Origin of the sequence: Undibacterium sp. Rencai35W, assembly GCF_049340185.1 — a bacterium.
Lineage (GTDB): Bacteria > Pseudomonadota > Gammaproteobacteria > Burkholderiales > Burkholderiaceae_D > Undibacterium.
In genome coordinates this window covers 158,262-183,385 of record NZ_JBMPPC010000007.1, presented here as the reverse complement: position 1 = coordinate 183,385, position 25,124 = coordinate 158,262, and the positions used below count along the sequence as shown (strand labels likewise).

Sequence of the window (25,124 nt, the reverse complement as noted above, 5' to 3'; positions counted from 1 at the left end):
CCGGGATTGCCCGTGTTCAGGCGGTCAACTCCTGAATCGCAGCATGCATTGCAGCAATACTTTCAAACACACTACGCTTGAGCATACGGTCTGGAAACTCCAGATCAAACGCATCCTCCAGTGCCAGCATGACGTTCACACTGGCATGCGAGGTCATTCCTGCTTCATATAAGTCGGTCTCGTCGGCGAGTGTCGCCACATCGACTGCCAGACGGGCATGATCTTTTAAAACTTGGCGAATTTTTTCTGTACTCATTGCTGTGCTTTTTTGAAAGATAAAAAGAATTTAAATGACGGCTACCGGTACTGCAATCGCAGACGCCGTTGCATATTCATGGTCGTGGCTGAGGCTGAGGACAATCTGGTATATGCCTGATTGCTGATACCGGCGTCGCAGCTCTGGCGCCAGTAGAACGGCAGGTGCGCCATTCTCGTCGGCGACGATTTCTATGGATTGCCAAGACAGGACCTCATCCTTACTTGGCCTGAGCAATTTCATGACCGCTTCTTTTGCCGCGAAGCGCGCCGCTAGCCGGTCGAAGCGACATGCTCCGTTCACCTTGTTATGACAATAGTCCAGCTCGCGTAAAGTGAAAACCCTCTGCAAAAACCGCTGACCAAATTGCTGAACCGATTGCTCAACCCCGGGTATCCATACTAAATCAGTGCCTATGGACAACTTTGTGCGCGCCACGCTACGCGCTGTTCGTGAGCGAACCACAGTTTTAGCAAGGCGTGAGAAAGTGCGTTTCATGGAGTTCTTTAGCAGGAATGGCGTCATCACAAAGCAATCAGAATGTGAGAGATAGAATAACAGAACGTTAACTTGTTCATCGTTAAAAAACGTCAATTCAGCCTTGCTGATTGTGCGTGTTTTGGTTTTGTGCGACACATTCTGTTCCCCATATTTTTCATTTTGTCCTGATCAGACTGCACTTCGTCTCGTCACGCTGGAAGCGCACTCTAGGTGGCATTAAGCTCTGCTTCATCGTAAGCGGATCGTTGTAAGAGGGATGTGTGATTCATCATTCTTACCGCATCTAATAAGCACATCAAGGGGGCGGAATAAATTATGCTGAGCATCCAGAACGTAGTAAAAACCTATGGCAATCAAGTGAGGGCAGTCGATGATTTGTCATTGCAGTTATCCGCAGGCGTGGTCGGCCTGATCGGTCACAACGGCGCAGGTAAAACGTCATTGATGCAAATGATCGCCACACTGACCAGACCAACCAGCGGGCAGATTCTGTTTGATGGCAGTGACATTGTGAAAAAACCGAATGCAATACGCCAGCGACTTGGTTATCTCCCGCAGGATTTTGGTGTTTACCCTAACCTCACGGCGCTGGAGTTTCTGCACTATTTTGCTGCCTTGAAAGGGGTATGCGACAGCGCCCGTATCGGGCATTTGCTGGAGCTTGTCAATTTGCATGAGCATGCTTCACGTGTTGCGTCGACTTTTTCCGGCGGTATGCGACGGCGTCTCGGTATTGCTCAGGCCTTGTTGAATGATCCGGATATTTTGATTGTAGACGAACCGACTGCCGGACTTGATCCTGAGGAACGTTTGCGTTTTCGTCAGTTATTGTCGGAGATCGGGTTTAAGAAACTGGTGATCGTATCAACGCATATCGTGTCGGATATCGAAAACATGGCGGGGCATCTTGCCATCATGCGTAACGGCAAACTGGTGGCTTACGACACTCCGGAAAGTTTTGTGCAACAAGGTCGCGGACAAATCTGGTCAGCCACAGTCGATACGCAGCAATATGATTTGCTGAGCCAGCAGGTGCAGGTCTTACAGGCGCAGCGACAGGTATCGGGAATTAGTTTGCGCATCGCCCATCCGCATTCACCTTGTCACGGTGCGCAGATAGTCGAGCCCACACTGGAAGAGGCATTGATGTCCCGGCGCTATGCGGTACAGGAGCTGGCAGCATGAGCAGGTATGTAAATCGGTACTTATTATCGGAGATGATGAAAAGTGAGGCGCGTCTGCGGATGCGCCGTACCAGCACTCTCGTCGCCATGCTGGTTGTGGTGGCGATTACCTGGCTCATGATTCCTGATCCTGCTAGTGGAAATACCTTGATCGCAGTTGGTGACGCACGTGTGCGCTATAACAGTGTATGTCTGGCGCTCGGCAGCTCATTGCTGTCCAGTCTGTTATTCGGGCTGGCTGGTTTTTACCTGGTTCGCGGTCGTATGCAAGAGGATGTACGCAGCGGTGCTGGCGCGGTGATGGCGAGCATGCCGGTAAGCAATCGCCAGTTCATTTTTGGTCGCTGGCTTGGCGGTGTGGCGTATCTGTGCTTTATGGTGCTGGTATTTTTGCTGACGGTGCTGGTGTTGCATTTGCTGCGTGGTGAGGGCCCGATACAGTTAGGTATTTATCTGCAAAGTTATGCGCTGGTATTGTTGCCGGCCTGTTTTTTTGCGGCGAGCATGGCTCTGTTATGTGAGTCCTTCGCACCTTTGATGGGGAAATCAGGCGATGTGTTGTACTTCTTCATATGGACGACGCAAATTGGCGCTCCCGTCTCGATGATGAATGGTGGCACTTCTGCGGGATGGAATCCCGCGCTCTTGTTCGATTTTTCTGCTACCGGTACTGCGATGAGCCGGTTTCATCAGGTACTAGCAAGCAATCACTTTTCTTTAGGCATCGCTGATTTTAATCATGCGCTGGCACCTGTTACCTTGTCTGAGGGATTTTGGTCGGTGGACATGATCTTTGCAAGACTATTGTGTCTCGCAGTCGCAATGCTACCGCTTTTACCAGCGATTTTTTTATTTCATCGTTTCTCGCCTGATAAGGTGAAGAGCGCGGGCGTCAAAAAAAACTGGTCACTTTTACGTTTGCTGAATCGTCTGGTCAGGCCTCTTGCTGCCTTTAGCCATCCTCTGTTTGCATTGTCTGCCAGACTGCCTGGATTGCCTGGTCAGATTGTGGCGGAACTAGCGCTGACAGTAGCGACCAGCCCTGTGGCGGTGATCGGAATAGCCGTGGTGATGTTACTTGGTAGTGTATTGGAGCAAGCTGCATTAAGTGCGCTTGTCATGGTTGGTGTCGCTTTCTGGGGCGTACAGATTGCTGATCTGAGTGTGCGGGATTTTCAGTCCGGTAGCGAAGATCTCGGCGGGGTAGCGCATGGTGGTCGTCGCTACCGATATCTGCGGCAATTATGTGCGGGTTATGTAGCAGGATTATTGCTGTTTTTTCCTGTCATTGTGCGCTGGTTCGTGAGCGACTCTGGCCGCGCTTTGGCGCTTGTCACAGGCTTGTTCGCGTTATCCGCCGCAGCTAGTTTTTTGGGACGACTGACGCGGACTGCAAGAACTTTTCTGGCACTATTCCTTTTCGGTTTGTATATCGCAACCCAAGCGAGGACCGTAGCTGTTCTGGATGTTGTGGGTTTTAACGGTATGGCGAATACCGGCACAATCGCAGGTCAGCTGTTGCTTGGTATGGTGTTGTGTGCCTTTATGATCCTTTATGAGCGTACTTCTGAAAAGTAATTGAGTCTGGCGTGGATACGCATATTCGTTCTGTCTGTCTGATTGACTGACTGAGACGTATCCGTAATTGCCAGGATTATTTTTTTATCTGGCCTATCGACTGCTCTACATAGTCGCCGTCCGCATCGCTAAAACGCAGACGTACCGGATACCATTCCATGGCGGGCGCCAGCCATAATTCGAGTTGCTGATCTTTGGAGTCCGGCGGAGGCGCTTTGATAATGTGGATGGTCGCGAGTTCTCCCAGAGCCGTATTGATCGTCTCTTTCTGGATGACTTTGAACGTCCATGGTTCGGCGTCGCGCCGGCCTGCAACAAACATTTTCCATTCGCTGCCCGCTTTAAATTTTTCACCTGCTGCGCGGGCGATTGCCACTAGTTGCCAGGTCGCGCTGGTACGATCCTGCTCGCCACCTTTGATGGGATATTGTTCTGAGGATTCGCTAAAACTGATGACTTTGTTTGCGGTACTGCGTTCGAAACGTGTCGTGCTTTCGTTTTTGCGGAATCTCTTTTCGACGAATTTATCTGGCGCTAAACCGTAGTCGTCGATGTTGCCGATACTGCTGGCATCCAGAATTTTACCGACCAGCATGGCGCGGGTTTCTGTGACGATACTATATTTTTTTTCGTTGAGTTGCCAGTTGACACTTGCCTCACCACTAAGAGGAATGCCACTTTGTTTTGCCTTGATGACGTAAATTAAATTGGCCGACGGCGGCAGATTGATTGCATGTCTGTTGTCTGTATCCGCCATGACAGGGACATGCAAACTAATGCTGATGAACAAGGCTGTGCAGAGTAACTGTAATGGTTTTTGATAGAAATTCTGGAACAGATTCATACTTATCTTTCGGTGACGGTAGTCGGAATAATTTTGGTCACAATCTGGGTCGTGATTGCACCGTTGGTTTCGGTATTTCGTATTTGTACTGGGTACCAGTTCACCGCTGGTGCAAACCAGATATCCAGTTGTGAGTTATATGCACCTGCTCTTGGCGGCCGGACAACGTGCCAGGTCATCAGGGTACCAAGTTTTGTTGTCAGCTCTTCCTGACCTGCAATAACAAAGCGAAACGTGGTTGCTTCACGCTCTTCTGCGACCTGAATAATAATCTCTTGGCCGCTTGTAAACTGTGCCGGGTCAGCATAGCCGATACCTGCTAATTGCATCAGTACAGAGGCTTTATCCTGGGCAGCATTGGCCATGCGCTGCGTCTTGTTCGAGGATGAAAAACTCAGTGTGTTATCGATGTGATTGAAATGAATGGCTGTTTCGGACCGATTGCGGCGTACCTCGCTGCTGGTCAGCGGTGTAATACCTGCCTGTGACACTTTGCCTTCGCTTTTCAGTTTGAATAAATTGAGGGTCGTCACTAACAAATCCAATCCAGCATTGATCGTCATCGTGTAGCGATCGTCCGTCAGTTGCCAGTTGATTTCTCCGACACCGTAATAGGGACTCTTATTGGGTTCCGTACGTACTAATTGCAATTTGAGCTGAGCTGACGGTAACGGCGTTGACATGAACTGCGCCAGATTCGGTGTATCTGGATCAATCACTTTTTTGGGTGCATCGGGTGCCTCGCCCGCACTGCTATGCATCTCCTTCGGGACCTCTTTGTTATTGGCCGGTATCGAGGCAGCGCCTTCACTTAACTCCTTTGCGCCAGTATTTCCTGTATCGGACTTGGCGGCTGGTGTAACCGCCAGATAACCGGATGCCGCTTGGTAGGTGGCATTTTCGTCATTGTTGTCTGCAATTTGAAAAGGAACTGCTTGCGCTGGCTTCTGTGTTTTTGTGACGATTTTTTTGACGTCGTCCGCTGCTTGACGCGGACTTGTCTTTACTGTTTCTATCTTGTTCTCGATGGCGGGCTGATCAGGTTTAAGTAGTTTGATTTGTACCTTGGATTCTTTGAGGGTGCTGGTTTCTGCCTTGCTTTGTACTTTGTTTAACCAGAAAAAAACGCACAGATGCAGAGCGATCGCCGCCATGGCAAAGCTCAGAATCTGACGACGTGGTAGTTGATTAAACCAGGCTGCAATCATGAGACAAGGGGTTGTAAGAAAAAATTAGCAAATAAAACACGCAGAGTAAACAGAGCACAATACAGAGCACAATACAGAGCACAATACGGAGAACAATAAGCACGTGCAGCAATAAAAGGAGCAACGAGTAGTGTAAACGTTCCGGGCATCGCATGCGATGACCTTGCCCATGTAAAATGAAGAAGAAAAAATATGTTACGGGCGAAACGTTGCGCGAAAGTTCCGCTTAACTTGTCGAAAAATTAGAAAAGAAGAAGTTTTATGTCCTTGGTATCGTCCGTGACCTCCCTCTGGTTTTCTTTCTTCCACTCAAAACAAATGCGTTGCGCAGATTTGTTTGTCTTTGTCTTATTTACTTTATTCAGCGTGCTTACACTATCTCAATCGTACGCAGCGAATGTATCTGTGCAAGCTAAGCCGATACGGATCGCAATGATAGATGGCTTGAGTGGTGCATTCAGCAATGCTGGTGAAGCGGTTGTCCGTAATCTGCAAATGGCGATAGAGCAGGTGAATGCCCGAGGAGGTGTGCGACTGGCAGATGGCCAGCATCTTCTGCAATTAACAAGCTTTGATAACAAACAGGGAGTTGAAGATAGCCTGACGATTTTTAAACATGTGACCGATCAGGATATGCCGTTCATCGTCCAGGGCAACAGCTCAGCGGTGGCTTTGGCACTGGTCGATGCCATCAATAAACATAATCAGCGCGTGCCGCAGCATCGCGTCCTGTTTTTGAATTATTCGGCAGTGGAGCCGAGTTTGACGAATGATAAATGTAGCTACTGGCATTTTCGCTTTGATGCGAATGCCGATATGCGCTTGCATGTATTGACTGAAGTGATACGCGATGACGAACGGGTAAAGAAAGTGTATCTGATTGGCCAGGATTACAGTTTTGGCAGACAGGTGGCGGCAACTGCGCGCAGCATGCTGGCAAAGAAACGTCCGGATATCAGCATTGTCGGGGATGATTTGCATCCCATAGGGAAGATCAAAGATTTCGCTCCCTATGCCGCCAAAATCAAGGCCAGCGGCGCAGATACGGTGATCACCGGAAACTGGGGTAATGACCTGACCTTGTTAATCAAAGCCGTGAAAGATGCAGGCATGGATACCAGGTTTTATACCTTTTATGCCAATGCTCTGGGTGCCCCGGCAGCGATTGGCGAGGCGGGTATTGGCCGTGTCAGAGCAGTTGCTGAGTGGCATCCGAATGCCGGAGGCTCTGACAGCGATGCGTTTTATCAAAGCTTCCGGCGACGTTATCCTGATCCTCGTGATGATTATGTGCATTTACGTATGCATATACTGGTGAATATGCTGGTGGCGGCGATAGAAAAAGCGGGTAGCGTAGAAGCCGGCGCCGTCGCCAAGGCAATGGAGGGTGCTGGTTTCAATAATGGCTTTCATGATGCGAGCATGCGTGCAAGTGATCACCAATTGATACAGGCCTTATATGTCTCCGTCATGCAGAAGCGCAATCCTGACGCCAGAAGTGGGCTTAGGTTTGATAATGAGGGTAGTGGTTACGGTTTTAAAACAGAGCGCTATTTCGCATCTGCATTGACGGCATTGCCAAGCTCATGCAAGATGGACAAAAGCTTCTTGCGTGATCACTGACACGGCGCATGAGTCTTATAGCATTCCTATGAGTCTTGTAGGAATGTTGCGTGTTCTGACGAAATAAACGATCTGACAGCCCCTTTAGGAGAGCAGCATGACTTCCCCGTTTCAAGGAAATGATTTTCCAGGCATGAATGCAATGAACGACACCCTGTCTTTTGTTAAAAATATCTGGGGCGGTATGCATGTGCCAGGGATGGTAACGCCGACCGTGTCGATAGATGAGCTGGATAAAAAAATCAAGGATCTCAAGACCGTGGAATCATGGCTGACCGTTAACATGAATATGTTGCGTGGAACCATACAAGCCCTAGAGGTACAAAGAGCGACGATCGCCGCACTTAATTCTCTCGGAGAGAGTTTCGCCAGCACGATGGCCAATGCGGGCGCAGGCAAATCCGAAGAGCCAGTAAAACCGTTTGAATTCACCAAAAATACATTGTGGCCCAATGCTGCGGCGTCAGAAGTAAAGCAGGAACCGGATGCTGAGCCAGTACACAAAACGTTTATGGAATCGGTAACAGACCCAGCAACAGCGAGCGTAAGTTCTGCTAAAGCGATGGATAGCAAGGACACGGAAGAGCCCGCAGAGAAGGCAGCGCAAGCTGCGGATGGTAATTCAGCTTTCTCTAATCCGGCAGCATGGTGGAATTTGTTGCAAGATCAGTTCAAGCAAGCGGTCAGTAATGCGATGATGGGTGAGGCAGATGCTGCCGCAGTTACCAAGTCAGATAAGTCTGATCAATCTATAAAAAAAGCAGTATTAAAAAAAGCAACACTGAAAAAAACAGCAGCAACAAAAACGGTCTCGAAAAAGACCGACGGCAGTACCGTCAAAACATCGACCGCCAGTGTGCCGGCTAACAAAAAAACCGTTATTACTAAGGTCGCGAATAAAGAAACGCTAGGCCCGGTTACCAAAAAATCTGTATCTCGTCAGCCCTCAGCAGTCGCAAAAACGACTGTTGCGAGTGTAAAAAAATCCACAGCGGCGAATAAATAGCAAGAACAGAACTGACGCGAAGCAGAAAGCTACTTGGCTTATCTATTACCATTAACGGGAACTTCTAAAAACCTTTTAATCGGTATTTCACGGAATCGCTTACTCTTGCCTTTTCTCGGTGTCTCCGCGCCTCCGTCTCTCTGTGGTGAGAGGCCTTGATTTTTGTATCAGTCCTATCGATGTGATTGTTCTATTTGGAGATTTTGGAAGTTCTCTGACATTGAATCCGCAATATAGATGCGGCTTTCAGAGGCATTTCAGCCTGGAAGGCGCATCTATATTGCGGATTCGTAAAAAGCTTCAAAAATCGCATCAAGCGCATCGCGTCGTTTGATGGTCGCGCTTTATTGACTCTGTGTCGCAATTTGTCATCAATGAAGATGACATGTCTCAGTTCTTGGCAGCGCGTTTCAGCAGACGCATCAGACTGCCCAGTACAGGAAGTTTTTCATATAATTCTTCGGCAGCATCCCAATAATCCCGGTGATAACTGACTCGCCCGTCTTCACGAAAGCGAAGATGAGTTGCGCCTTTGATTCTTTGCAGCTCCGTTGAGAAACGCTTCATCGAAAACAGAAAATCCCAGCTGATGAATGCTTCGTTTCCTTGCAACAGCCTGGTATGCACTTTAAAACGTGGTTGATCGACCTGGGCAAACATGTGTGCAAAAATCGCTTGTATCGCAGCGACATCCTGCACTTCATTAAAGGGATCTTTGAAGTAGGCTTTTTCAGCATAGACCGACGGGATCTGCTGCACGCTGTCTGGTGTCAGCGTTTCAAAGAAGACGACGAGTTTGCGCAAAGCCTCTTCATAGAAAATGGCATCGGCATTATCAGTATTCTCAGTACTGTTGGTATTCATAGGCCAGTGGTCTTGTGTATGAGAGAAAAATACCAGCGGTATGGGAGCAGGCGTGCGAATCTTAGCCAGTTGGTAAATCGCTTCGGAAAATGGATATGGAATTCTCCGCGCTCCATCCCGCCAACGAGTTCTGCAGCAGCGACCTCTGCGGTGATGAGTGACGGCATCTCAAAATCATTGCCTGCCGTAAGTGGTGTTTTGACAAACCCCGGGCTGATCAGATAGACCGCAATATTCTTTGGATGTAAATCGAAGTACAACGATTCGCACAAGTTGATGATGGCGGCTTTAGTCGGTCCATAAATCAAGGCTTTTGGCAGGCCTGATAAGCCCGCGACAGAGCCGACTATGCCGATCCCGCCAGATCCCTGTTTGATCAGAGACGGCAAAATTACATCGAGACAATTCAGTACGCCGCGCAAATTCAGATCGATTAAACGATTGGCCGCCGTCAAATCGAATTCATCGGCGCGCATCGCGTTGTAGCCGCCAGCGACGACCAGCGTCAGGTCAATCTTGCCCCATTGCTGTATTAAATCTGCATGCGCTTTTACCAGGGTAGTATGGTCGGTGATGTCCGCGGGCACTACGACTGCATTGTTGTGTCCTGCTGCGATCTGGTTCAACAGAGTTGTTTGCCGCGCCGATAAGGCCACCTGCGCGCCTTTTTGTAGCAAGAGCAGGGCGGTCTCCGCACCGATGCCAGAGGACGCGCCGATGACCCACACTTTTTTGCCATGCCAGTCAGTGATTTTGGGATTCATCGTTGCCATGATTACTTGCTGCTCCGCTTGGTAAAGGACAAGGTCACACTGCCAAGTTCTATGCCGTATTTACTCATAATCGCACGATTCAGCATGACTTTCTCGTCCATCAGCACCATCCAATCATCGAAGTCAACATGGATGATTCTTCCATCGACCGGCAATGCCAGCACATAATTCCAGTGCAGGGTATTACCTGATACAGTGCCTTGAGCTTCACCAATGACATCGGGGGCGCTGCCGGTGAACTTGCCTTCACTGGTTTTTTTCAAGGTCCAGATGCGTTTCTGGCGAGTGCCATCTGAGTAAGTAAAATCTTCATCAAGTGTGCCAGTATCGCCTTGCCATTCGCAGCGCATGACGACGGTAAATCGTTTGATAATTTTGCCAGACCTATCTTGAAACATTCCCCACGCATCGATGGTGCCGTTAAAGAATTGCGGCAATTCTAGTGCGGGTTTTTCTGCTGCATATAACTTTGGATCATTCGTGCTGGCGCAGGAGCTCAGTAAAAGTGTGGCGGCAAATACGGCGATACCGCGCATCAGTGTAGAAAGCTTCATGATCTTGTCCTTGCTTGTAGGTGAGGCGGTGTTGAGACAGCTTATTGTGAACTGTTGTCCAGTAACTTCTGGCGCAGGCCCGGGGCTGAGGTTTTTTTGTCTAGCCAGATGGAGAAGAAGGCATGCGCAAATTCCGGATCCTTGATCTCACCCAATAATTTTCCGTCGAGATAAAAACGTGCGGCGAGACCCGGCAGGAATATACCCGTGATGTGATTGCCTTCTTTGACATCAGGGAACAGTGTCTTCATCTGCGTCAGCCAGATTTTTCTTTGCTCCTCGCTACCGAGTTTGAGTTTTTGAATTTCTTCAATGCTGGCTTCGGCAATTTTTGCACCAATCAAATTACGGGCATAAGTCAAATCCAGCGCAATAGTTTGATGGCCTAACTGGCCATTGGGTTCGGGCAGATAACCATCTTTGCCTACCCATAACTGAGCGTCATACACAGCGATCCCAAACCAGCGAAACGTGCCCTTGCCTAAAGGCTTGGCCTGACGCAGCTCTTGCTGAATATGCGCATTAGGCGTTGCCTTGTCGCTGCTGGCAATCGCAGGCGTAGCACCCCACACACACCACAGCATGGCGCTGATACAGAGGGTGCGCCATACATCGTTGGGCACAATCATGATTTGATTAAGGTGAACTGGGCGACGTCAATGCTATGCGCCCGGAAGCCAGCTTCGCAATAGGCCAGATAAAACTCCCAGGTGCGGATAAATTCCTGGTCGAATCCTTGCGCCATGATTTCTGGCAGTGTCGCCATGAATGCATTTCTCCATTCCTGCAAAGTACGTGCATAGTCGAGGCCGAAGGTGAAAGTATCGACCACCTGCAGACCATGTTGTTTTGCATATTCTTTAAAAACCTGTATCGATGGCAACATCCCGCCAGGAAAAATATATTGCTGAATAAAGTCGGTTCCTTTGCGATAGCGCTCAAATAATTCATCAGCGATGACGATACTTTGCACACATGCTCTGCCGCCTTGTTTCAGATTGCGGCTGATACATTCAAAATAGCTAGGCCAATACGCTTCACCGACGGCTTCAAACATCTCTATAGACGCAATAGCATCGTAGCTGCCGTGGGCGTCACGATAGTCCTGAATCTGTAGCTTGCTCTTTTCATGCAAGCCCGCTTTTTGCAGACGTTCCTGGGCAAAGTGCAATTGCTCAGTAGAGAGCGTCAGCCCTGTCACATGGGCGAACGCTTCGGTGCTGGCGATTTCTGCAAAGCCGCCCCAGCCACAGCCAATTTCCAGAATGTTATCGTGTGGATGAACCTCGAGCTGTTGCAGGATACGACGGTACTTTGCCAGCTGCGCATCATGCAAAGTCTCGACTTTATCGCCAGAGAACAGCGCACTTGAATAGGTCATCGAAGGATCTAGCCACAAGCGGTAAAAATCATTGCCGATGTCGTAATGGGCGTGAATATTTTTCTTACTGCCAGCACGCGAATTGCGGTTCAGCACGTGCTTAATCCGATACAGCAGATTACCCCACCAGGTACCGTAAATCACAGATTCAAGTTGCTGGCGGTTACGCGAAATCAGTTCGATTAAAGCGGGTAACTGACTGGTGGTCCAGTGGCCTTCGATATAGCTCTCTGCAAAGCCGATATCCCCTGATTTGAGCACTGAGCGACAGAGCTGCCAGTTATTCAGCACCATCCTGACCGGGCTGTGATTATGATCGCCAAAATGGCCTTCCTGACCATCGGGAAATTGTATTGTCAGGTTAGCGTTCTGTAACTTGTGCAGCAGGCTTAAAACGAATTTAGCTTCAGCCGGGAACTGCGCCGCGTTTAAAGGCGTGCTTTGCTCCTGATGGGGATGGATGGTGGGATGCAGACTACTCATCGACTGACCTCGTTAGCTGGTGGGAGTGGTTTGGAAAAAAAAGGTACACGCTTGAACCAGAGGTATAGCGCTTGTAAATGGATGCGGGCGACCACACCGAACGTCATCAAGGGATAGCGCAGCATGACGCTGGCAATACTTGTTGCAGTCATGCTCTGCTCGCTACCGGCAATGCTTGTCAGCAGCAGTGGGCCTGTATCATCGTCATACTCGATGCGGGCGACGTGCTGAGTCTGATGCTGCTCTCCGATGTCGCGCGACGTATGCATGAAGCGAAAGCGATATTGGCCTTCGATCGCGCAAAACGGTGACACATGGAAGATTTTTTTTGCACTTAACTCTTGTCCGTAGTGCTGTATGTCGCCGGTGTCTAGCAGGTAGATATGTTTTTCTCCGAAGGTATTGCGAACCTCGCAAACAACGGCACGCAGTTCACTATCCTGACGATGGCAAAACCAGAAAGACACAGGGTTAAATACATAACCGAAAACCCGCGGAAAACATTGCAGTGTGATTTCGCCATCCGCATCAGTGATGCCTTCGGAGAGTAATAAATTTTCTACCCAGGCAAGAGGCGTCTGCTGACCATCGCCATGATCTTTGTCGAAGAAAGATAGCAAGTTAAACCGGTTATGTGAAAACCCGGAACATGAGAGTTCTGGTGCCTGGTGAGCCGTGCCACGCAAGCCCACGCGAATGAAGAACACGCCGTAAGTAAAGCGGTTCACAGCAGGACGCAAGCGATGATGCCTGACCTCGCCGGTGCATAAACGTATCGATGTTATGGTCGATGTCATTTTAGGCGGCACGTGCTTCTTGTTGATCCAGGCGTTGTACTTGCTCTGCAACTGCCAGACCAGATTTCAGGCCATCTTCATGGAAGCCATAGCCGGTCCAGGCACCCGCAAACCATACGCCATTATTGCCTTGTATCTGATGCAGCCGGTTTTGTGCTGCTATCGCTTTTTGATCAAAAACGGGATGGGCATAGTCAAAGCTTGCCAGTACGGATGAAGGCGCAGGAGCGTCAATCGGATTCAGGCTGACGATGACGGGGGTACTGAACGGTAGGGGCTGCAACTGGTTAATCAGGTAGTGGACGCAGACCTTTGCTTCATTGCCGCTCTCGCTCTGGTAATTCCAGGCAGACCAGGCTTTCTTTTTCTCCGGTAAGAAAGATGCATCGGTATGCAGGACAGCCTTGTTTGGCTGATACGTGACTGCCGATAAAATATCTTGTTCATCGCGCGATGCATCGCTGAGCATCGAGAGGCTCTGATCGCTATGGGTCGCAAGTACCACTTGATCAAATTCTTGAATGCCGTCTTTGGTCATTAATTGAACAGTGTGTCGCGGCGTTCTGTGGATGGAAAGAACGGGCGTGTTCAGATGTTTTTTGGGAATCAGCTTGAGGATTTTTTCCACATAGTGACGTGCTCCGCCTTTGACGGTTTGCCAGCGTGGACGGTCATTTACCTGCAACAGCCCGTGGTTATGACAAAACCGGACGAAGGAGGACAGGGGAAAACTCATCATGGTCGCGGTAGGACAAGACCAAATACAGGCAGCCATCGGCAGTAAATACCAGGTGCGGAATGCCTGTCCGTAGTGATGCTTATCCAGGAAGCTCCCCAACGACAACTGAAAATCGCTATCGGCTACATTCTCTGAATTGGCGAGTGCCGTCGTTTGCTGATTAAAGCGCAGGATATCGCGCAACATACCCAAAAAACTTGGACTGAACAGATTGCGTCTTTGGGCAAACACGGTATCCAGATTTGCGCCGGCCCATTCCAGGCTGCGGTTGTTTACCGGCATCTTGACGGAAAACGACATATCGGTCGCAGCCGTTTCAATGTCTAATTCTTTAAATAAGCTGACCAGATTTGGATAGGTTTTGTGATTAAAGACCAAAAAACCGGTATCTACGCCATAGGTATGGCCGTCCAGGCTGACATCAACGGTATGAGTATGGCCACCAAAATAGTCGTTTGCCTCAAACAGGCTGACATCATATTGCGCCTGTGAGAGGCGATATGCACAAGAGAGGCCGGAGATGCCGGAACCGATGACCGCAATTTTCATATTATTTTGTGAGGACAGAGGGTAATAAATTTTTGGCAATAAAACGATATTCTTATGTCTTATTCGTTTGAAGTTGCCTATCGGATTCAACTATTTTTAACTATTACAAAAAACTTTTGGATACTGGTAGTATCGAGGATCTAAATTCCGGTGAGATCCTGAGGTTCAGCTTTAAAAAAAGGGTGCGTAATCCGCACCCTTCGTCTGATTGTCTGCTGGCTTATTGGGCTAGTGCTTTTTCGATGTCAGCAACCAGTTTTTTATCATCTGGTGTCGTGGTGCTGGAGTAGGCCGCTACCACGTTGCCTTTGCGGTCAATCAGGTATTTGTAAAAATTCCATTTTGGTGTCGTACCGGTTGCCTGGATCAACTGTGCATGCAGAGGGTTCACCTCTTTACCTTTGACTGAGGTCTTGGTGAACATGGGAAATTTCACTCCGTAAGTATTGAAGCAAAAGTCGGCAATTTCCTTGTCGTTGCCTGGTTCTTGCTGACCAAAATCGTTTGAGGGAAATCCTAATACCACCAGACCTTTAGGATTGTATTTGGCGTGCAGCTCTTCCAGTCCCTGATATTGGCTGGTAAATCCGCAGTAACTGGCGGTGTTCACAACCAAAGTAACTTTGCCTGCGTACTGACAGAGATCTTGTGCAGACTCGTCTTGCAAGCGTTTAAATTTATGGTTTAAGACTGCGGGACAACTTGTCTTGTCTTCGGCAAAAGCGCTTGATATTGATGCTACATTTACAATAAATCCTACACTCAGGATGGTGAAAATGCGAATTAGTTGTCTCATGGTGGTTTCCTTGGCCTTGTTTTGGGGGATTTCAGCGTTTTTTTCCTGAAAACTATCTTATCGCATTTGAAAAAATGCGGTTGAACCCCAATTATCAAATTAGCAGCAAGATGTAAAACAGGCAAAATCGAGCTTGTCGTGAAGCGGTCACATCCGTCTGGTAAAATTAGAAAATCTACTCTATTTCGCTTTAACTTTGTAAAGGTCATCATGCTTTACCCAGAATTGTTTAAATCCTTAGAGCAAGTCCGCTGGAATATGGAAACGGACATTAATTGGGATCAGTACGATGCGTCGAAGTTGACGCCAGAGCAGGCGCAGACGATCAAGATGAATGCGATTACTGAATGGTCGGCATTACCTGCCACGGAAATGTTTTTGCGCGATAACCGTGGCGATAGTGATTTTTCTGCTTTTATGTCGATCTGGTTTTTTGAAGAGCAAAAACATTCTTTAGTATTGATGGAGTATCTGCGCCGCTTTCACCCTGAATTAGTGCCTACTGAAGAAGAGCTGGACAATGTGCGTTTTGAGTTCGACCCGGCACCACCGCTGGAAACACTAATGCTGCATTTTTGTGGCGAAATCCGTTTGAATCACTGGTATCGTTGCGCATCCGACTGGCATACCGAACCTGTGATTAAGCAGATTTACAAAATCATCAGCCAGGATGAGGCACGTCACGGCGGTGCGTATTTACGCTATATGAAAAAAGCTCTAGGCGAAGCCGGTGATACTGCCCGCGCAGCGTTCGCAAAGATCGGTGTATTGATGGCGTCTGCCCGCCGTACCGAAAAGCCCTTGCATCCGACCAATCTGCATGTAAATCAGTCGTTGTTTCCTAAAGACACCGTGCAAAGTCGTCTGCCTGATCCTGACTGGCTGGAGCGCTGGCTTGATGGCCAGATTAAATTCGACGGTGTTTGGGAAAAGAAAGTGATCGAACGAATTTTGCATAATATGTCCTTGCTGTTTGACCGCACCTTTGAATCTGTTCAGGATTTAAATCGCTATCGTAAAGAGGTGACGCAGAGACTAGCAGCCGGAGATCCCGTTATTTTGGGTGCTGCATAGAACCCGAATTCTTACGCAATTCGTTTACAATGAAAAAGCCGCAGCAGATTGCGGCTTTTTTTATTGCTTGGAATCACAAGACATCATGACGACATTTGAACAAAAAATAACCACAGCAAGCGGCTTACGCGAGCGTATCGCAGCTTTGCCAAAGCCAGTCGTGATGACGAATGGCGTCTTTGATATTTTGCACAGGGGGCATGTCACTTACCTTGATCAGGCACGCGCTTTAGGCGCATCTCTGGTTGTGGCGGTAAACACAGATGCTTCTGTGAAGCGCTTAGGCAAAGGTGACGACAGACCGGTCAATAGCTGTGAAGACAGACTGGCTGTGTTAGCCGCCCTGGAGTCCGTCAGTCTGGTTGTCGATTTTGATGAGGACACAGCTTTACAAATTGTTGAGCTTGCTCGGCCAGATCTGTATGTGAAGGGCGGAGACTACGATATGGCGGCGATCCCGGAAGGCAAAGCGGTTCTGGCTTATGGTGGTCAGGTGAAGGCAATTGATTTTGAACATGATCGTTCCACGAGTAAATTACTGGCGAAAGTCCGGGCAAAATAATCGCCGCAATTGTTGCTGTATCAAGGGGCCTTAATTGTCTCGCGCTAGCAGCAGCTCAAATTCATCTGGTGGTACCGGTCTCGAAAACAAGTAGCCTTGTCCATAATCGCATCCGGCATTTTTTAACAAGTCGCGCTGCAATTCAGTTTCTACCCCTTCGGCAATGACCTTGAGTCCTAGCTTGTGTGCCATGACAATGATGGCCTCTGCCAATGCACAATCGCTGGAGCCGGGTGTCATATTGCGTATAAATGACTGATCGATTTTCAGGTAGTCGATGTCAAATTTTTTCAAATAGGACAAGGATGAATAGCCTGTACCAAAATCGTCTAGTGCCACTTGAATCCCCGCATCCCGGAACTGTAATAATTTATCCGTGACCTTGGTGCTTGCATCGAGTAGCAAACCCTCGGTAATTTCTACACTGATTGCTTGTCCCGGCAATGCTAATTCATGTAAATAATCGACCCAGCTGACATAGCGGGATGTGTCGCGTTGAAATTCGACAGGCGATTGATTGACACTGATCTGAAAATCCTTTTGGGCATGAAATCGCTGACGCCATTTTGCCGTACAGCGCGCAGCTTCGCGAAACACGATGTCGCCGATCTCTACAATCAATCCACTGCTTTCAGCGATCGGAATGAATTCCAGCGGACTGATAAAGCCACGTTGCGGGTGACGCCAGCGAACCAGTGCTTCCGCTTTATGGATTTGTCCTGTCTCCAGAGAAATGATAGGTTGGAAATGAACTGAAAGCTGATTTTCTGAAAGCGCCGTACGCAAGTCATTACCTAGTCTGAGGCGAGCAAGTGATGCAGTTTGCATGCTTGGTGTGAAGTAGTGAAAGCGATTGCGGCCGGAATTTTTTGCCGCGTACATCGCCTGGTCGGCGTGCCTGAGCAAATCATCAAGGTTGTCCGCATCGTCTGGATATAAACTGATCCCGATGCTGGCGGAGAGAAAAATTTCCTCTTCCCCTAATTGAAATGGCTTAGTCATTTTATCGATGACGGCCTGCGCAATTTGCTCTGCATGTTCAGGGTTATGCTGACCCGGTAGGGCGATCGTGAACTCGTCGCCACCCAGGCGCGCCACAGTGTCGGATTCTCTGACGCAACCTAGCAGCCGCTTGGCGGCTTCAATTAATAAGGTGTCGCCGACGGAGTGGCCGAGTGTATCGTTGACCTCTTTGAAATGATCCAGATCGATAAACAGGATGGCCAGCATTCTTCCGTTGCGCTTGGATTTTTTAATGTCTTGTTCCAGACGGTCATAAAACATCCTGCGGTTTGGCAAGCCAGTCAGGGTATCTATATGTGCCTGTTGCCAGATAACGCTTTCTGCATTTTTCCGTTCGTCGATATCGAGGTGCGTACCGAGCATGCGTAATGGCTGTCCATGCTCGTCACGCTCAACAATCGCGCCGACTGAGAGTATCCAGCGCCAGTCTCCGCTGGCCGTTTTTTGTCTGAACTCGACACGGTAAGCAGAGGTGCGTCCCTGAATGTAGTCATTGTAAGCTTTGGTTGCGACAGGAACGTCATCGGGATGCATGCGCTCTATCCAGGCTTGATGCGATTCGCAAAGATCAGTGTGCTTGTATCCCAGCATCTGCGCGTATTCCTGATTCACCACCGCTGCGCCGGTCTGGACATTGACATCGTAGAGCCCTTGCCTGCTAGCTGAGAGCGTCATCCTCAATCGTTCTTCGCTCTCTTTTAATGCCGACTCGGCATGTTTGCGTTCTGAAATATCGGTATGTGTACCGATGACACGCACAGGTTTGCCTTGTTCATTCCTTTGGATAACGGTACCACGAGTGAGTATCCATTTCCAGCGACCGTCTTTGCATTGAACCCGATGTTCGTTGATGTAGATCGGTGTCTTACCGTCAAAATGTGCCTGACGGTCTGCGTACATCTGAGCCAGATCGTCTGGGTGTGTGCGCCGGTCTAGTTCTTCTGACAGATCTAGAATTTCTTTATCATCGTAGCCGTAAATCTCTTTTAGTCTGGGCGAGAGTATTTCTATACCAGTTTGCGGATACCAGTCCCAGACGCCATCTCCCGACGCTTCGAGCGCGAGCTTCCATCGCTCTTCATTTGTCTTGAGTTGTTCTTCGATTCTTTTTTGATCTGAAATATCTCGGATAAATGCGTAGCAACCAAGCACGCCATGTTCACCAAAATCGGGATAGAGTTCCGCTGCAATGTGGCGAGCTGCGTTGCCAAAATAGGGTACCAGGGCCTCATAGGATACATACTCGCCAGCGAATGCGCGGTCAATATATCCTCGTACTTTTTCAAATGCCTCAACACCGATAACGGACGATATTTCCATGCCAATCGCGTCCGACTTTTCAAAGCCGAACCATTTCACATACGTTTGATTGATGAACTGGTAGCGGAAATTCGTATCGAGATAGGAGATGCAGAAGGGAAGTGCGTCGATCAGGTTCAGAAGATTTTTCGTTTCATGCTGAAAGCCTTGAGTGACCGACTTCATTGCGCTGATATCTTCTATGGTGCCGCGGATAGTGACACTGGCGGCAAATTCTTTTCCTTCGATGACATGATTGGCAATACCACGTTGCTTGATCCATTTACTACGTCCATCAGGGCCAGTGAATTGGAATTCAATATCAATGGGTGTACTTTTTAAGACGGATTCTTTGATTGCTGAATCTAGTTGCTTCCAGACGGGAGCAGGATAAATCCGTGCGGCTTCTGTTGTTGACAAGTTTGTTTTTGCGGAATCATGAGCAAAAATGGCGCACGCCAGCGGTGACCAGTAGAATTCTCCGGATTCTTTGGACCAGGTCCATGTACCGACATTTTTCAATTCATCAGCCCCATTCCATCAGGTCGAACATTGAAGGCGATTGCATACGCTTGGTTTAGCTTGGCTTGGTAACTTTGACTAAATATTAACTCTTTGTATTGTCTGTGGGAGAAATTTTCCTTAAAGAATCGAATTTAGTTGTTTTCAATCGGTGTCTGGCAATTTTGGTTTGAATCAAGCGCCGCCTGCAAAATCGTTTTGACGCCATGCTTCATATACTACGATTGCCACTGTATTTGATAGATTAAGACTGCGGTTATCTGGTCGCATCGGTAAACGTATGCGTTGGGATTCGTGGAATGAGTTTCTTAGGTCTGGATGTAAGCCGCGTGTTTCAGCACCGAATACAAAGTAATCACCCGGCATAAAGCTGGCTGCCGAAAATCGTGACGAGCCATGTGTGGTGAGCGCAAACATACGGCTAGCATCTGGCTGTTCCAGTTCCAAAAAAGCTTCCCAGTTCTTGTGCACCCTCATATTGGCGTATTCATGGTAATCCAGACCTGCGCGCTTCATTTTGCTATCGTCCAGGGGGAAGCCAAGCGGTTCAATCAGATGCAGTTGTACACCTGTGTTGGCACAGAGGCGGATGATGTTCCCTGTATTTGGCGGGATTTCGGGCTCTACTAAGACGACATGAAACAAGGTGATTTCCTTTAGTTGTTTAGCTGATGTGGTACATGATGCTACGTGATAGTGCAATGATATTAGTGAGGGATAGTTCTGGCAAATACATAGTTGCTGACGCGGATGGCGCCAAAACGTTTAAGTGTCATGGCCATCTCGTTCAAGGTGGTGCCTGTTGTGATGACGTCGTCGACGATTCCGATATGGCGACCTTTAATTTGCTCAATGAACTGGGCATTTGGGATAAATGCCTGTCGCATATTTTTTTGCCTTTCATCTGGATGCAGGCTGCTTTGCTGTCGCGTTTCTCTGGTTCGCTCCATTAGATTCGCCTGAAACTTAATGCCTAACTGCTTGGAAAGCGGTCGCCCTACCTCAACTGCCTGATTAAACCCACGTTCCTGTAATCTTTTTTGTCCAAGCGGAACTGTCGTCAATACATCGGGCAATGGATGATCCAGGCTGTTTAAGATGGCGTCTCTTAATAAATTGGATAGCAGCGGTGCTAGCATTAGTTGATGGGCAAATTTTAAGGCTAGTACTAACTGATCTGCCGGTGCTACATAGTTGCATGCCACGATCGTTCGGTCGAAGCTGGGAGGATTTGCAATACATTCACCGCATCGCGGTGGTGTTTTTGTGATGAGCGCTGTGGCGTGAATATGGTTCAATATCGGTAACCCGCACGTCGTGCAGCGTATCTGCGGTGCCTGAAAATACTGCATGCGACAAGCCTGACACAGCGTGTTTTCATTGTCCTTGCCACATAAAACGCAGGCAGACGGCAGTAGCCTTGCCGTCTTCATCAGATGCGCAGTAAGTCGGTTAAATCGTGAGGAATGCATACAAGGGTCGGCGATATGGATGACAAGCGTGTAAACTCAGGACATTATCGCATTCTCTAAACCTCCCAAGCCATGTTGAGCGCTCCAATTGATTTGTCACGTGTACGGCACCTATTTTCACATCCTGAAAAAACGGAAGGATCTGATTTTTTAAGGCGTGAGGTCGCCGTCCGTATGCGTGAAAAGCTGGAATTAGTCAAAATTCAGCCCGGCCGCTTGCTGGATGCTGGTTGTGGCGAGGCGGCAGATTTGGTTCACATGCAGAGCTTATATCCCCAAGCGCAATTGCTTGGTGTGGATGCTTCGCAGCAGATGCTGCGCTCGGCTCAGCAGAAGCGAGACTCGGCACAGAGTTCAGTGGGACGTCTTTTGGGTAAGTGGCTGCCAGCCGGTTTGCGTGCAAGTCATACGGATAGTCTGTTATGTGCGGATTTTGCACGACTGCCAATCGCTTCAAATTCTATCGATATGGTCTGGTCAAATCTTGCCTTGCACTGGCATCCTCAGCCAGATCTGGTCTTTGCTGAGTGGCGCAGAGTCTTGCGTACTGAGGGTTTGCTGATGTTTTCTTGTTTTGGGCCAGATACTTTAGTGGAGTTGCGCCGGGCTTTCTCTGAGATCGATGACTTACCTCATACCTTGCCTTTTGTCGATATGCATGACTTTGGCGACATGCTGGTCAATGCAGGATTTTCTACTCCCGTAATGGATATGGAAAAAATTACCCTGACCTATCAAAGCGTGGAGCAATTGTTTGCCGATGTGAAGTCACTGGGTGGCAATCCTCTCTTGACACGTCGTCAGGGCTTATTGGGGCGAGCTGCTCATCAGCGTTTAAGTAATGCACTGTCGCGCACACGCGGTGCAGACGGGCGAATTCCTTTGACTCTGGAAGTGGTCTATGGGCATGCGTTTCGGCCCATTCCCAAAAAACTCGCATCAGGTGAATCAATTATCCGGCTTGATTTTCCCAAAAAGGGAATTTAATTCAGCTCAAACTTCGGTCAGATTTTTTTCTCATCACTGATTTTAGGTGTCGTAATCTGAGCCTGATATGCGCCAGATCATAGTGATATGACCCGCTTTCTGCTTGATATGGGGCCGCTTTACGCCTTATACTCTTGCAGTTGTGGAAGTTGTCCTTGTGCATTGGCACTATATTTTGTCTGGGCTGTAGCAAAACGGACGCTTCTGTTAAAAGAATTCTAATGGGTTTTTTGGGGAAATCATGAAACATGCGAAGCGATTACCGTCGTTAATGCTTGGTGCCTCGCTCCTGGCGGCAAGCTTGCCATCTTGGGCAGTGGTAGACAGTCAAGGCGGTCCAGCTGTAATGCAATTGAATTTGCAACCACCGGTGACACAAATTGCGTCACAAATTTACTCCATACACAATTTAATGCTAGGCATCTGCCTGGCTATCTTTATTGCTGTGTTTGGCGTGATGTTTTATTCGATTTTGAAACATCGTAAATCGGTAGGACACAAGGCAGCGACTTTTCATGAAAGTACCGCAGTTGAAATTGCGTGGACAATCGTTCCTTTCATTATTGTTATTGCAATGGCCTTGCCTGCGACTAAAACAGTCGTCGCGATGAAGGATACCTCCAATGCGGATCTGACGATCAAGGCGACGGGCATGCAGTGGAAGTGGGGTTACGATTACCTCAAAGGTGAGGGGGAAGGCATTTCCTTCCTTTCCACACTTTCCACGCCAAGGTCTCAAGTCGGTGCGCCTGGTGTAGCGCCTACTGAAGCGCGTGGCGATAACTACTTGCTCGAAGTCGATAACGAAGTGGTCGTGCCAGTCAATAAGAAAGTCCGCATCATTACAACGGCAAACGACGTTATCCACTCATGGACGATCCCTGCTTTTGGCGTGAAGCAAGATGCTATCCCTGGTTTCGTTCGTGATACATGGTTCAAGGCTGAAAAAGTTGGTACTTACCGTGGTCAGTGCGTCGAGTTGTGCGGTAAAGAGCATGCATTCATGCCTATCGTTGTAAAAGTTGTTTCCGAAGCAGATTACAAAGTCTGGGTCGATGGCAAGAAAAAAGAGATGGCAGCCAAAGCGGATGATCCGAATAAAGTATGGACAGTCGATGAGCTGAAACAGCGCGGTGAAAAAGTATACGCAGCAAATTGCGTAGCTTGCCATCAGGCAACGGGTAAAGGTGTTCCGGGTGCGTTCCCTGCGCTGGACGGCTCAGCTGTTGTGAATGGTCCTAAAGCTGGTCAGGAAGCGATTTTGTTGAACGGTAAAAATGGTATGCCAGCATGGAAAGCAACTTTATCGGATACAGAAATTGCTGCCGTTATTACTTACACTCGTAATAGCTGGACCAATAAAGCCGCCGAAAACATTGTTCAGCCAGCAGAAGTGCTTGCTGCGCGTAAGTAATTGCAGGAAGAACAGGAGAATTTGATGAGCTCTACTACAGTCGCGCATGCTCACGACCACGCGCATGACGATCATGCACATGATCATCCTCATGGCTGGCGCCGTTATTTATTCGCCACCAACCACAAAGATATCGGTAATCTTTATTTGTGGTTTGCTTTCACGATGTTGTTATCTGGCGGCGTGTTGGCCTTGATGATCCGTAGTGAATTGTTTCAGCCTGGTTTGCAATTGATGCAACCGGAATTTTTCAACCAGCTGACGACCATGCATGGTCTGATCATGGTGTTCGGTGCGATCATGCCGGCATTCGTTGGTTTTGCTAACTGGATGATTCCTTTGCAAATCGGTGCATCCGATATGGCATTTGCCCGCATGAATAACTTCTCGTTCTGGTTGATGCCTCCGGCAGCCTTGTTGCTGATGGGTTCTTTCTGGGTACCTGGCGGTGCAACTGCTGCTGGTTGGACTCTGTATGCACCACTGTCGACTCAGATGGGTCCTGGTATGGATATGGCGATTTTCGCTGTACATATCATGGGTGCGTCTTCCATCATGGGCTCCATCAATATCATCACGACCATCCTGAACATGCGCGCTCCTGGCATGACTTTGATGAAGATGCCGATGTTTTGCTGGACCTGGTTGATCACTGCTTACCTGTTGATCGCTGTGATGCCGGTGTTGGCTGGGGCGATCACGATGACGCTGACTGACCGTCATTTTGGTACTTCCTTCTTCAATGCGGCAGGCGGCGGTGACCCTGTGATGTACCAACACATTTTCTGGTTCTTCGGACATCCAGAGGTGTACATCATGATTTTGCCAGCCTTCGGTATCGTCTCCCAGATTGTTCCTGCATTTGCCCGTAAGCCTTTGTTTGGTTATGCATCGATGGTGTATGCAACAGCATCCATCGCGATCTTGTCCTTCATCGTCTGGGCACATCACATGTTCACAACTGGTATGCCAGTGACGGCACAGTTGTTCTTCATGTATGCCACTATGCTGATCTCGGTACCAACCGGCGTGAAAGTGTTTAACTGGGTTGCGACGATGTGGAAAGGCTCGATGACTTTTGAGACGCCTATGTTGTTTGCAGTCGGCTTTATCTTCGTGTTTACCATGGGTGGTTTCACTGGTCTGATCCTGGCGGTGACACCGATTGATATTCAGTTGCAAGACACTTATTACGTGGTTGCCCACTTCCACTATGTATTGGTGGCGGGTTCCCTGTTTGCTCTGTTCGCCGGTTTCTACTACTGGGGTCCGAAATGGACTGGTTTCATGTACAACGAAACACGTGGCAAGATTCACTTCTGGGGTTCATTGATTGCGTTCAACGTGACTTTCTTCCCTATGCATTTCTTGGGCTTGGCCGGTATGCCACGCCGCTATGCGGATTATCCTGCACAGTTTACGGATTTCAACCAGGTAGCAACTATTGGCGCTTTCTGGTTTGGTCTGATGCAAGTTTATTTCTTGCTGGCTGTGGTTATCCCGTCGATCAAAGGCGGGCAACCAGCAGCAGCGAAGCCTTGGGATGGCGCAGAGGGATTGGAATGGACAGTACCTAGTCCTGCACCATTCCATACATTCGAAGAGCCACCCGTCGTTAAATAAATTAAGGTAGGG

24 protein-coding genes are annotated in these 25,124 nt (G+C 48.6%); 9 read left to right on the top strand and 15 right to left on the bottom strand.

What is annotated here, in order from left to right:
* Positions 1-16 precede the first annotated feature (16 nt).
* Both ACO0K3_RS15955 and acpS read right to left on the bottom strand, forming a co-directional pair.
* A complete protein-coding gene (locus ACO0K3_RS15955; protein ID WP_422957405.1) occupies positions 17-256 on the bottom strand; it encodes an acyl carrier protein in 240 nt (79 codons plus the stop codon).
* Between the two features lie 30 nt (positions 257-286).
* Entirely contained in the window at positions 287-754 is a 468-nt protein-coding gene (gene acpS, locus ACO0K3_RS15950) for a holo-ACP synthase (protein ID WP_422986259.1), read from the bottom strand.
* Between the two features lie 318 nt (positions 755-1,072).
* Between acpS and ACO0K3_RS15945 the strand changes: the two genes are divergently transcribed.
* Positions 1,073-1,942, top strand: coding sequence for an ABC transporter ATP-binding protein (locus tag ACO0K3_RS15945; RefSeq protein WP_422986257.1), 870 nt, complete (start codon positions 1,073-1,075; stop codon positions 1,940-1,942).
* A complete protein-coding gene (locus ACO0K3_RS15940) occupies positions 1,939-3,519 on the top strand; it encodes a hypothetical protein (protein WP_422986255.1) in 1,581 nt (526 codons plus the stop codon). Before ACO0K3_RS15945 ends, ACO0K3_RS15940 begins: the two co-directional genes overlap by 4 nt.
* Positions 3,520-3,595: 76 nt before the next feature.
* Here the strand turns inward: ACO0K3_RS15940 and ACO0K3_RS15935 are convergent, their stop codons facing one another.
* Both ACO0K3_RS15935 and ACO0K3_RS15930 read right to left on the bottom strand, forming a co-directional pair.
* Positions 3,596-4,363 (bottom strand): DUF3108 domain-containing protein, encoded by a 768-nt coding sequence (locus tag ACO0K3_RS15935; protein WP_422986253.1) that lies wholly within the window; start codon positions 4,361-4,363, stop codon positions 3,596-3,598.
* A gap of 2 nt (positions 4,364-4,365) precedes the next feature.
* On the bottom strand, positions 4,366-5,571 hold the full coding sequence (locus tag ACO0K3_RS15930) for a DUF3108 domain-containing protein (RefSeq protein ID WP_422986251.1): 1,206 nt from the start codon (positions 5,569-5,571) through the stop codon (positions 4,366-4,368).
* A gap of 318 nt (positions 5,572-5,889) precedes the next feature.
* Between ACO0K3_RS15930 and ACO0K3_RS15925 the strand changes: the two genes are divergently transcribed.
* Both ACO0K3_RS15925 and ACO0K3_RS15920 read left to right on the top strand, forming a co-directional pair.
* Positions 5,890-7,194 (top strand): branched-chain amino acid ABC transporter substrate-binding protein, encoded by a 1,305-nt coding sequence (locus ACO0K3_RS15925; protein ID WP_422986401.1) that lies wholly within the window; start codon positions 5,890-5,892, stop codon positions 7,192-7,194.
* Positions 7,195-7,291: 97 nt separating this feature from the next.
* Complete coding sequence (locus tag ACO0K3_RS15920) at positions 7,292-8,200, top strand: PhaM family polyhydroxyalkanoate granule multifunctional regulatory protein (RefSeq protein ID WP_422986249.1); 909 nt, start codon at positions 7,292-7,294, stop codon at positions 8,198-8,200.
* Positions 8,201-8,590: 390 nt separating this feature from the next.
* Here the strand turns inward: ACO0K3_RS15920 and ACO0K3_RS15915 are convergent, their stop codons facing one another.
* From ACO0K3_RS15915 to ACO0K3_RS15880, 8 genes are all read right to left on the bottom strand, one after another.
* A complete protein-coding gene (locus ACO0K3_RS15915) occupies positions 8,591-9,064 on the bottom strand; it encodes a nuclear transport factor 2 family protein (protein ID WP_422986247.1) in 474 nt (157 codons plus the stop codon).
* Positions 9,061-9,828 carry an SDR family NAD(P)-dependent oxidoreductase gene (locus ACO0K3_RS15910; RefSeq protein WP_422986399.1) on the bottom strand — a complete coding sequence of 256 codons (768 nt, stop codon included), beginning with the start codon at positions 9,826-9,828 and terminating at the stop codon, positions 9,061-9,063. The genes ACO0K3_RS15915 and ACO0K3_RS15910 overlap by 4 nt, the downstream gene beginning before the upstream one ends.
* 11 nt (positions 9,829-9,839) lie before the next feature.
* Positions 9,840-10,391: a DUF3833 domain-containing protein gene (locus ACO0K3_RS15905; RefSeq protein ID WP_422986245.1), complete on the bottom strand. Its 552-nt coding sequence runs from the start codon at positions 10,389-10,391 to the stop codon at positions 9,840-9,842.
* Positions 10,392-10,432: 41 nt separating this feature from the next.
* Positions 10,433-11,020 carry a chalcone isomerase family protein gene (locus tag ACO0K3_RS15900; protein ID WP_422986243.1) on the bottom strand — a complete coding sequence of 196 codons (588 nt, stop codon included), beginning with the start codon at positions 11,018-11,020 and terminating at the stop codon, positions 10,433-10,435.
* The gene (locus ACO0K3_RS15895; protein ID WP_422986241.1) at positions 11,017-12,255 is read right to left on the bottom strand and encodes a class I SAM-dependent methyltransferase; all 1,239 of its coding nucleotides are present in this window, start codon (positions 12,253-12,255) and stop codon (positions 11,017-11,019) included. Before ACO0K3_RS15895 ends, ACO0K3_RS15900 begins: the two co-directional genes overlap by 4 nt.
* A complete protein-coding gene (locus tag ACO0K3_RS15890) occupies positions 12,252-13,052 on the bottom strand; it encodes a DUF1365 domain-containing protein (RefSeq protein WP_422986239.1) in 801 nt (266 codons plus the stop codon). Before ACO0K3_RS15890 ends, ACO0K3_RS15895 begins: the two co-directional genes overlap by 4 nt.
* Before the next feature lies 1 nt (position 13,053).
* A complete protein-coding gene (locus tag ACO0K3_RS15885; RefSeq protein ID WP_422986237.1) occupies positions 13,054-14,340 on the bottom strand; it encodes an NAD(P)/FAD-dependent oxidoreductase in 1,287 nt (428 codons plus the stop codon).
* A gap of 220 nt (positions 14,341-14,560) precedes the next feature.
* Complete coding sequence (locus ACO0K3_RS15880) at positions 14,561-15,136, bottom strand: glutathione peroxidase (protein WP_422986235.1); 576 nt, start codon at positions 15,134-15,136, stop codon at positions 14,561-14,563.
* Between the two features lie 210 nt (positions 15,137-15,346).
* Here ACO0K3_RS15880 and ACO0K3_RS15875 point away from each other — a divergent pair, with 210 nt between their 5' ends.
* Both ACO0K3_RS15875 and rfaE2 read left to right on the top strand, forming a co-directional pair.
* A complete protein-coding gene (locus tag ACO0K3_RS15875) occupies positions 15,347-16,210 on the top strand; it encodes a ferritin-like domain-containing protein (RefSeq protein ID WP_422958903.1) in 864 nt (287 codons plus the stop codon).
* 85 nt (positions 16,211-16,295) lie between these two features.
* Entirely contained in the window at positions 16,296-16,772 is a 477-nt protein-coding gene (gene rfaE2, locus ACO0K3_RS15870) for a D-glycero-beta-D-manno-heptose 1-phosphate adenylyltransferase (protein WP_422986233.1), read from the top strand.
* A gap of 30 nt (positions 16,773-16,802) precedes the next feature.
* Here rfaE2 and ACO0K3_RS15865 read toward each other — a convergent pair whose 3' ends face one another.
* The 3 genes from ACO0K3_RS15865 to ACO0K3_RS15855 all read right to left on the bottom strand — a co-directional run bounded on the left by ACO0K3_RS15865 (position 16,803) and on the right by ACO0K3_RS15855 (position 21,088).
* Complete coding sequence (locus ACO0K3_RS15865) at positions 16,803-19,514, bottom strand: sensor domain-containing protein (protein ID WP_422986231.1); 2,712 nt, start codon at positions 19,512-19,514, stop codon at positions 16,803-16,805.
* Positions 19,515-19,790: 276 nt separating this feature from the next.
* The gene (gene trmL, locus ACO0K3_RS15860) at positions 19,791-20,261 is read right to left on the bottom strand and encodes a tRNA (uridine(34)/cytosine(34)/5-carboxymethylaminomethyluridine(34)-2'-O)-methyltransferase TrmL (protein WP_422986229.1); all 471 of its coding nucleotides are present in this window, start codon (positions 20,259-20,261) and stop codon (positions 19,791-19,793) included.
* 62 nt (positions 20,262-20,323) lie between these two features.
* Positions 20,324-21,088, bottom strand: a complete 765-nt coding sequence (locus tag ACO0K3_RS15855; protein ID WP_422986227.1) for a phosphoribosyltransferase family protein — start codon at positions 21,086-21,088, stop codon at positions 20,324-20,326.
* Positions 21,089-21,160: 72 nt separating this feature from the next.
* On the opposite strand from ACO0K3_RS15855, the gene ACO0K3_RS15850 reads away from it, so the two are divergent.
* The 3 genes from ACO0K3_RS15850 (at position 21,161) to ctaD (ending at position 25,112) form a co-directional block, all read left to right on the top strand.
* On the top strand, positions 21,161-22,075 hold the full coding sequence (locus ACO0K3_RS15850) for a methyltransferase domain-containing protein (protein ID WP_422986225.1): 915 nt from the start codon (positions 21,161-21,163) through the stop codon (positions 22,073-22,075).
* Between the two features lie 241 nt (positions 22,076-22,316).
* Positions 22,317-23,489 carry a cytochrome c oxidase subunit II gene (gene coxB, locus ACO0K3_RS15845; protein ID WP_422986223.1) on the top strand — a complete coding sequence of 391 codons (1,173 nt, stop codon included), beginning with the start codon at positions 22,317-22,319 and terminating at the stop codon, positions 23,487-23,489.
* 24 nt (positions 23,490-23,513) lie between these two features.
* On the top strand, positions 23,514-25,112 hold the full coding sequence (gene ctaD, locus ACO0K3_RS15840; protein WP_422986221.1) for a cytochrome c oxidase subunit I: 1,599 nt from the start codon (positions 23,514-23,516) through the stop codon (positions 25,110-25,112).
* Positions 25,113-25,124: the final 12 nt, after the last annotated feature.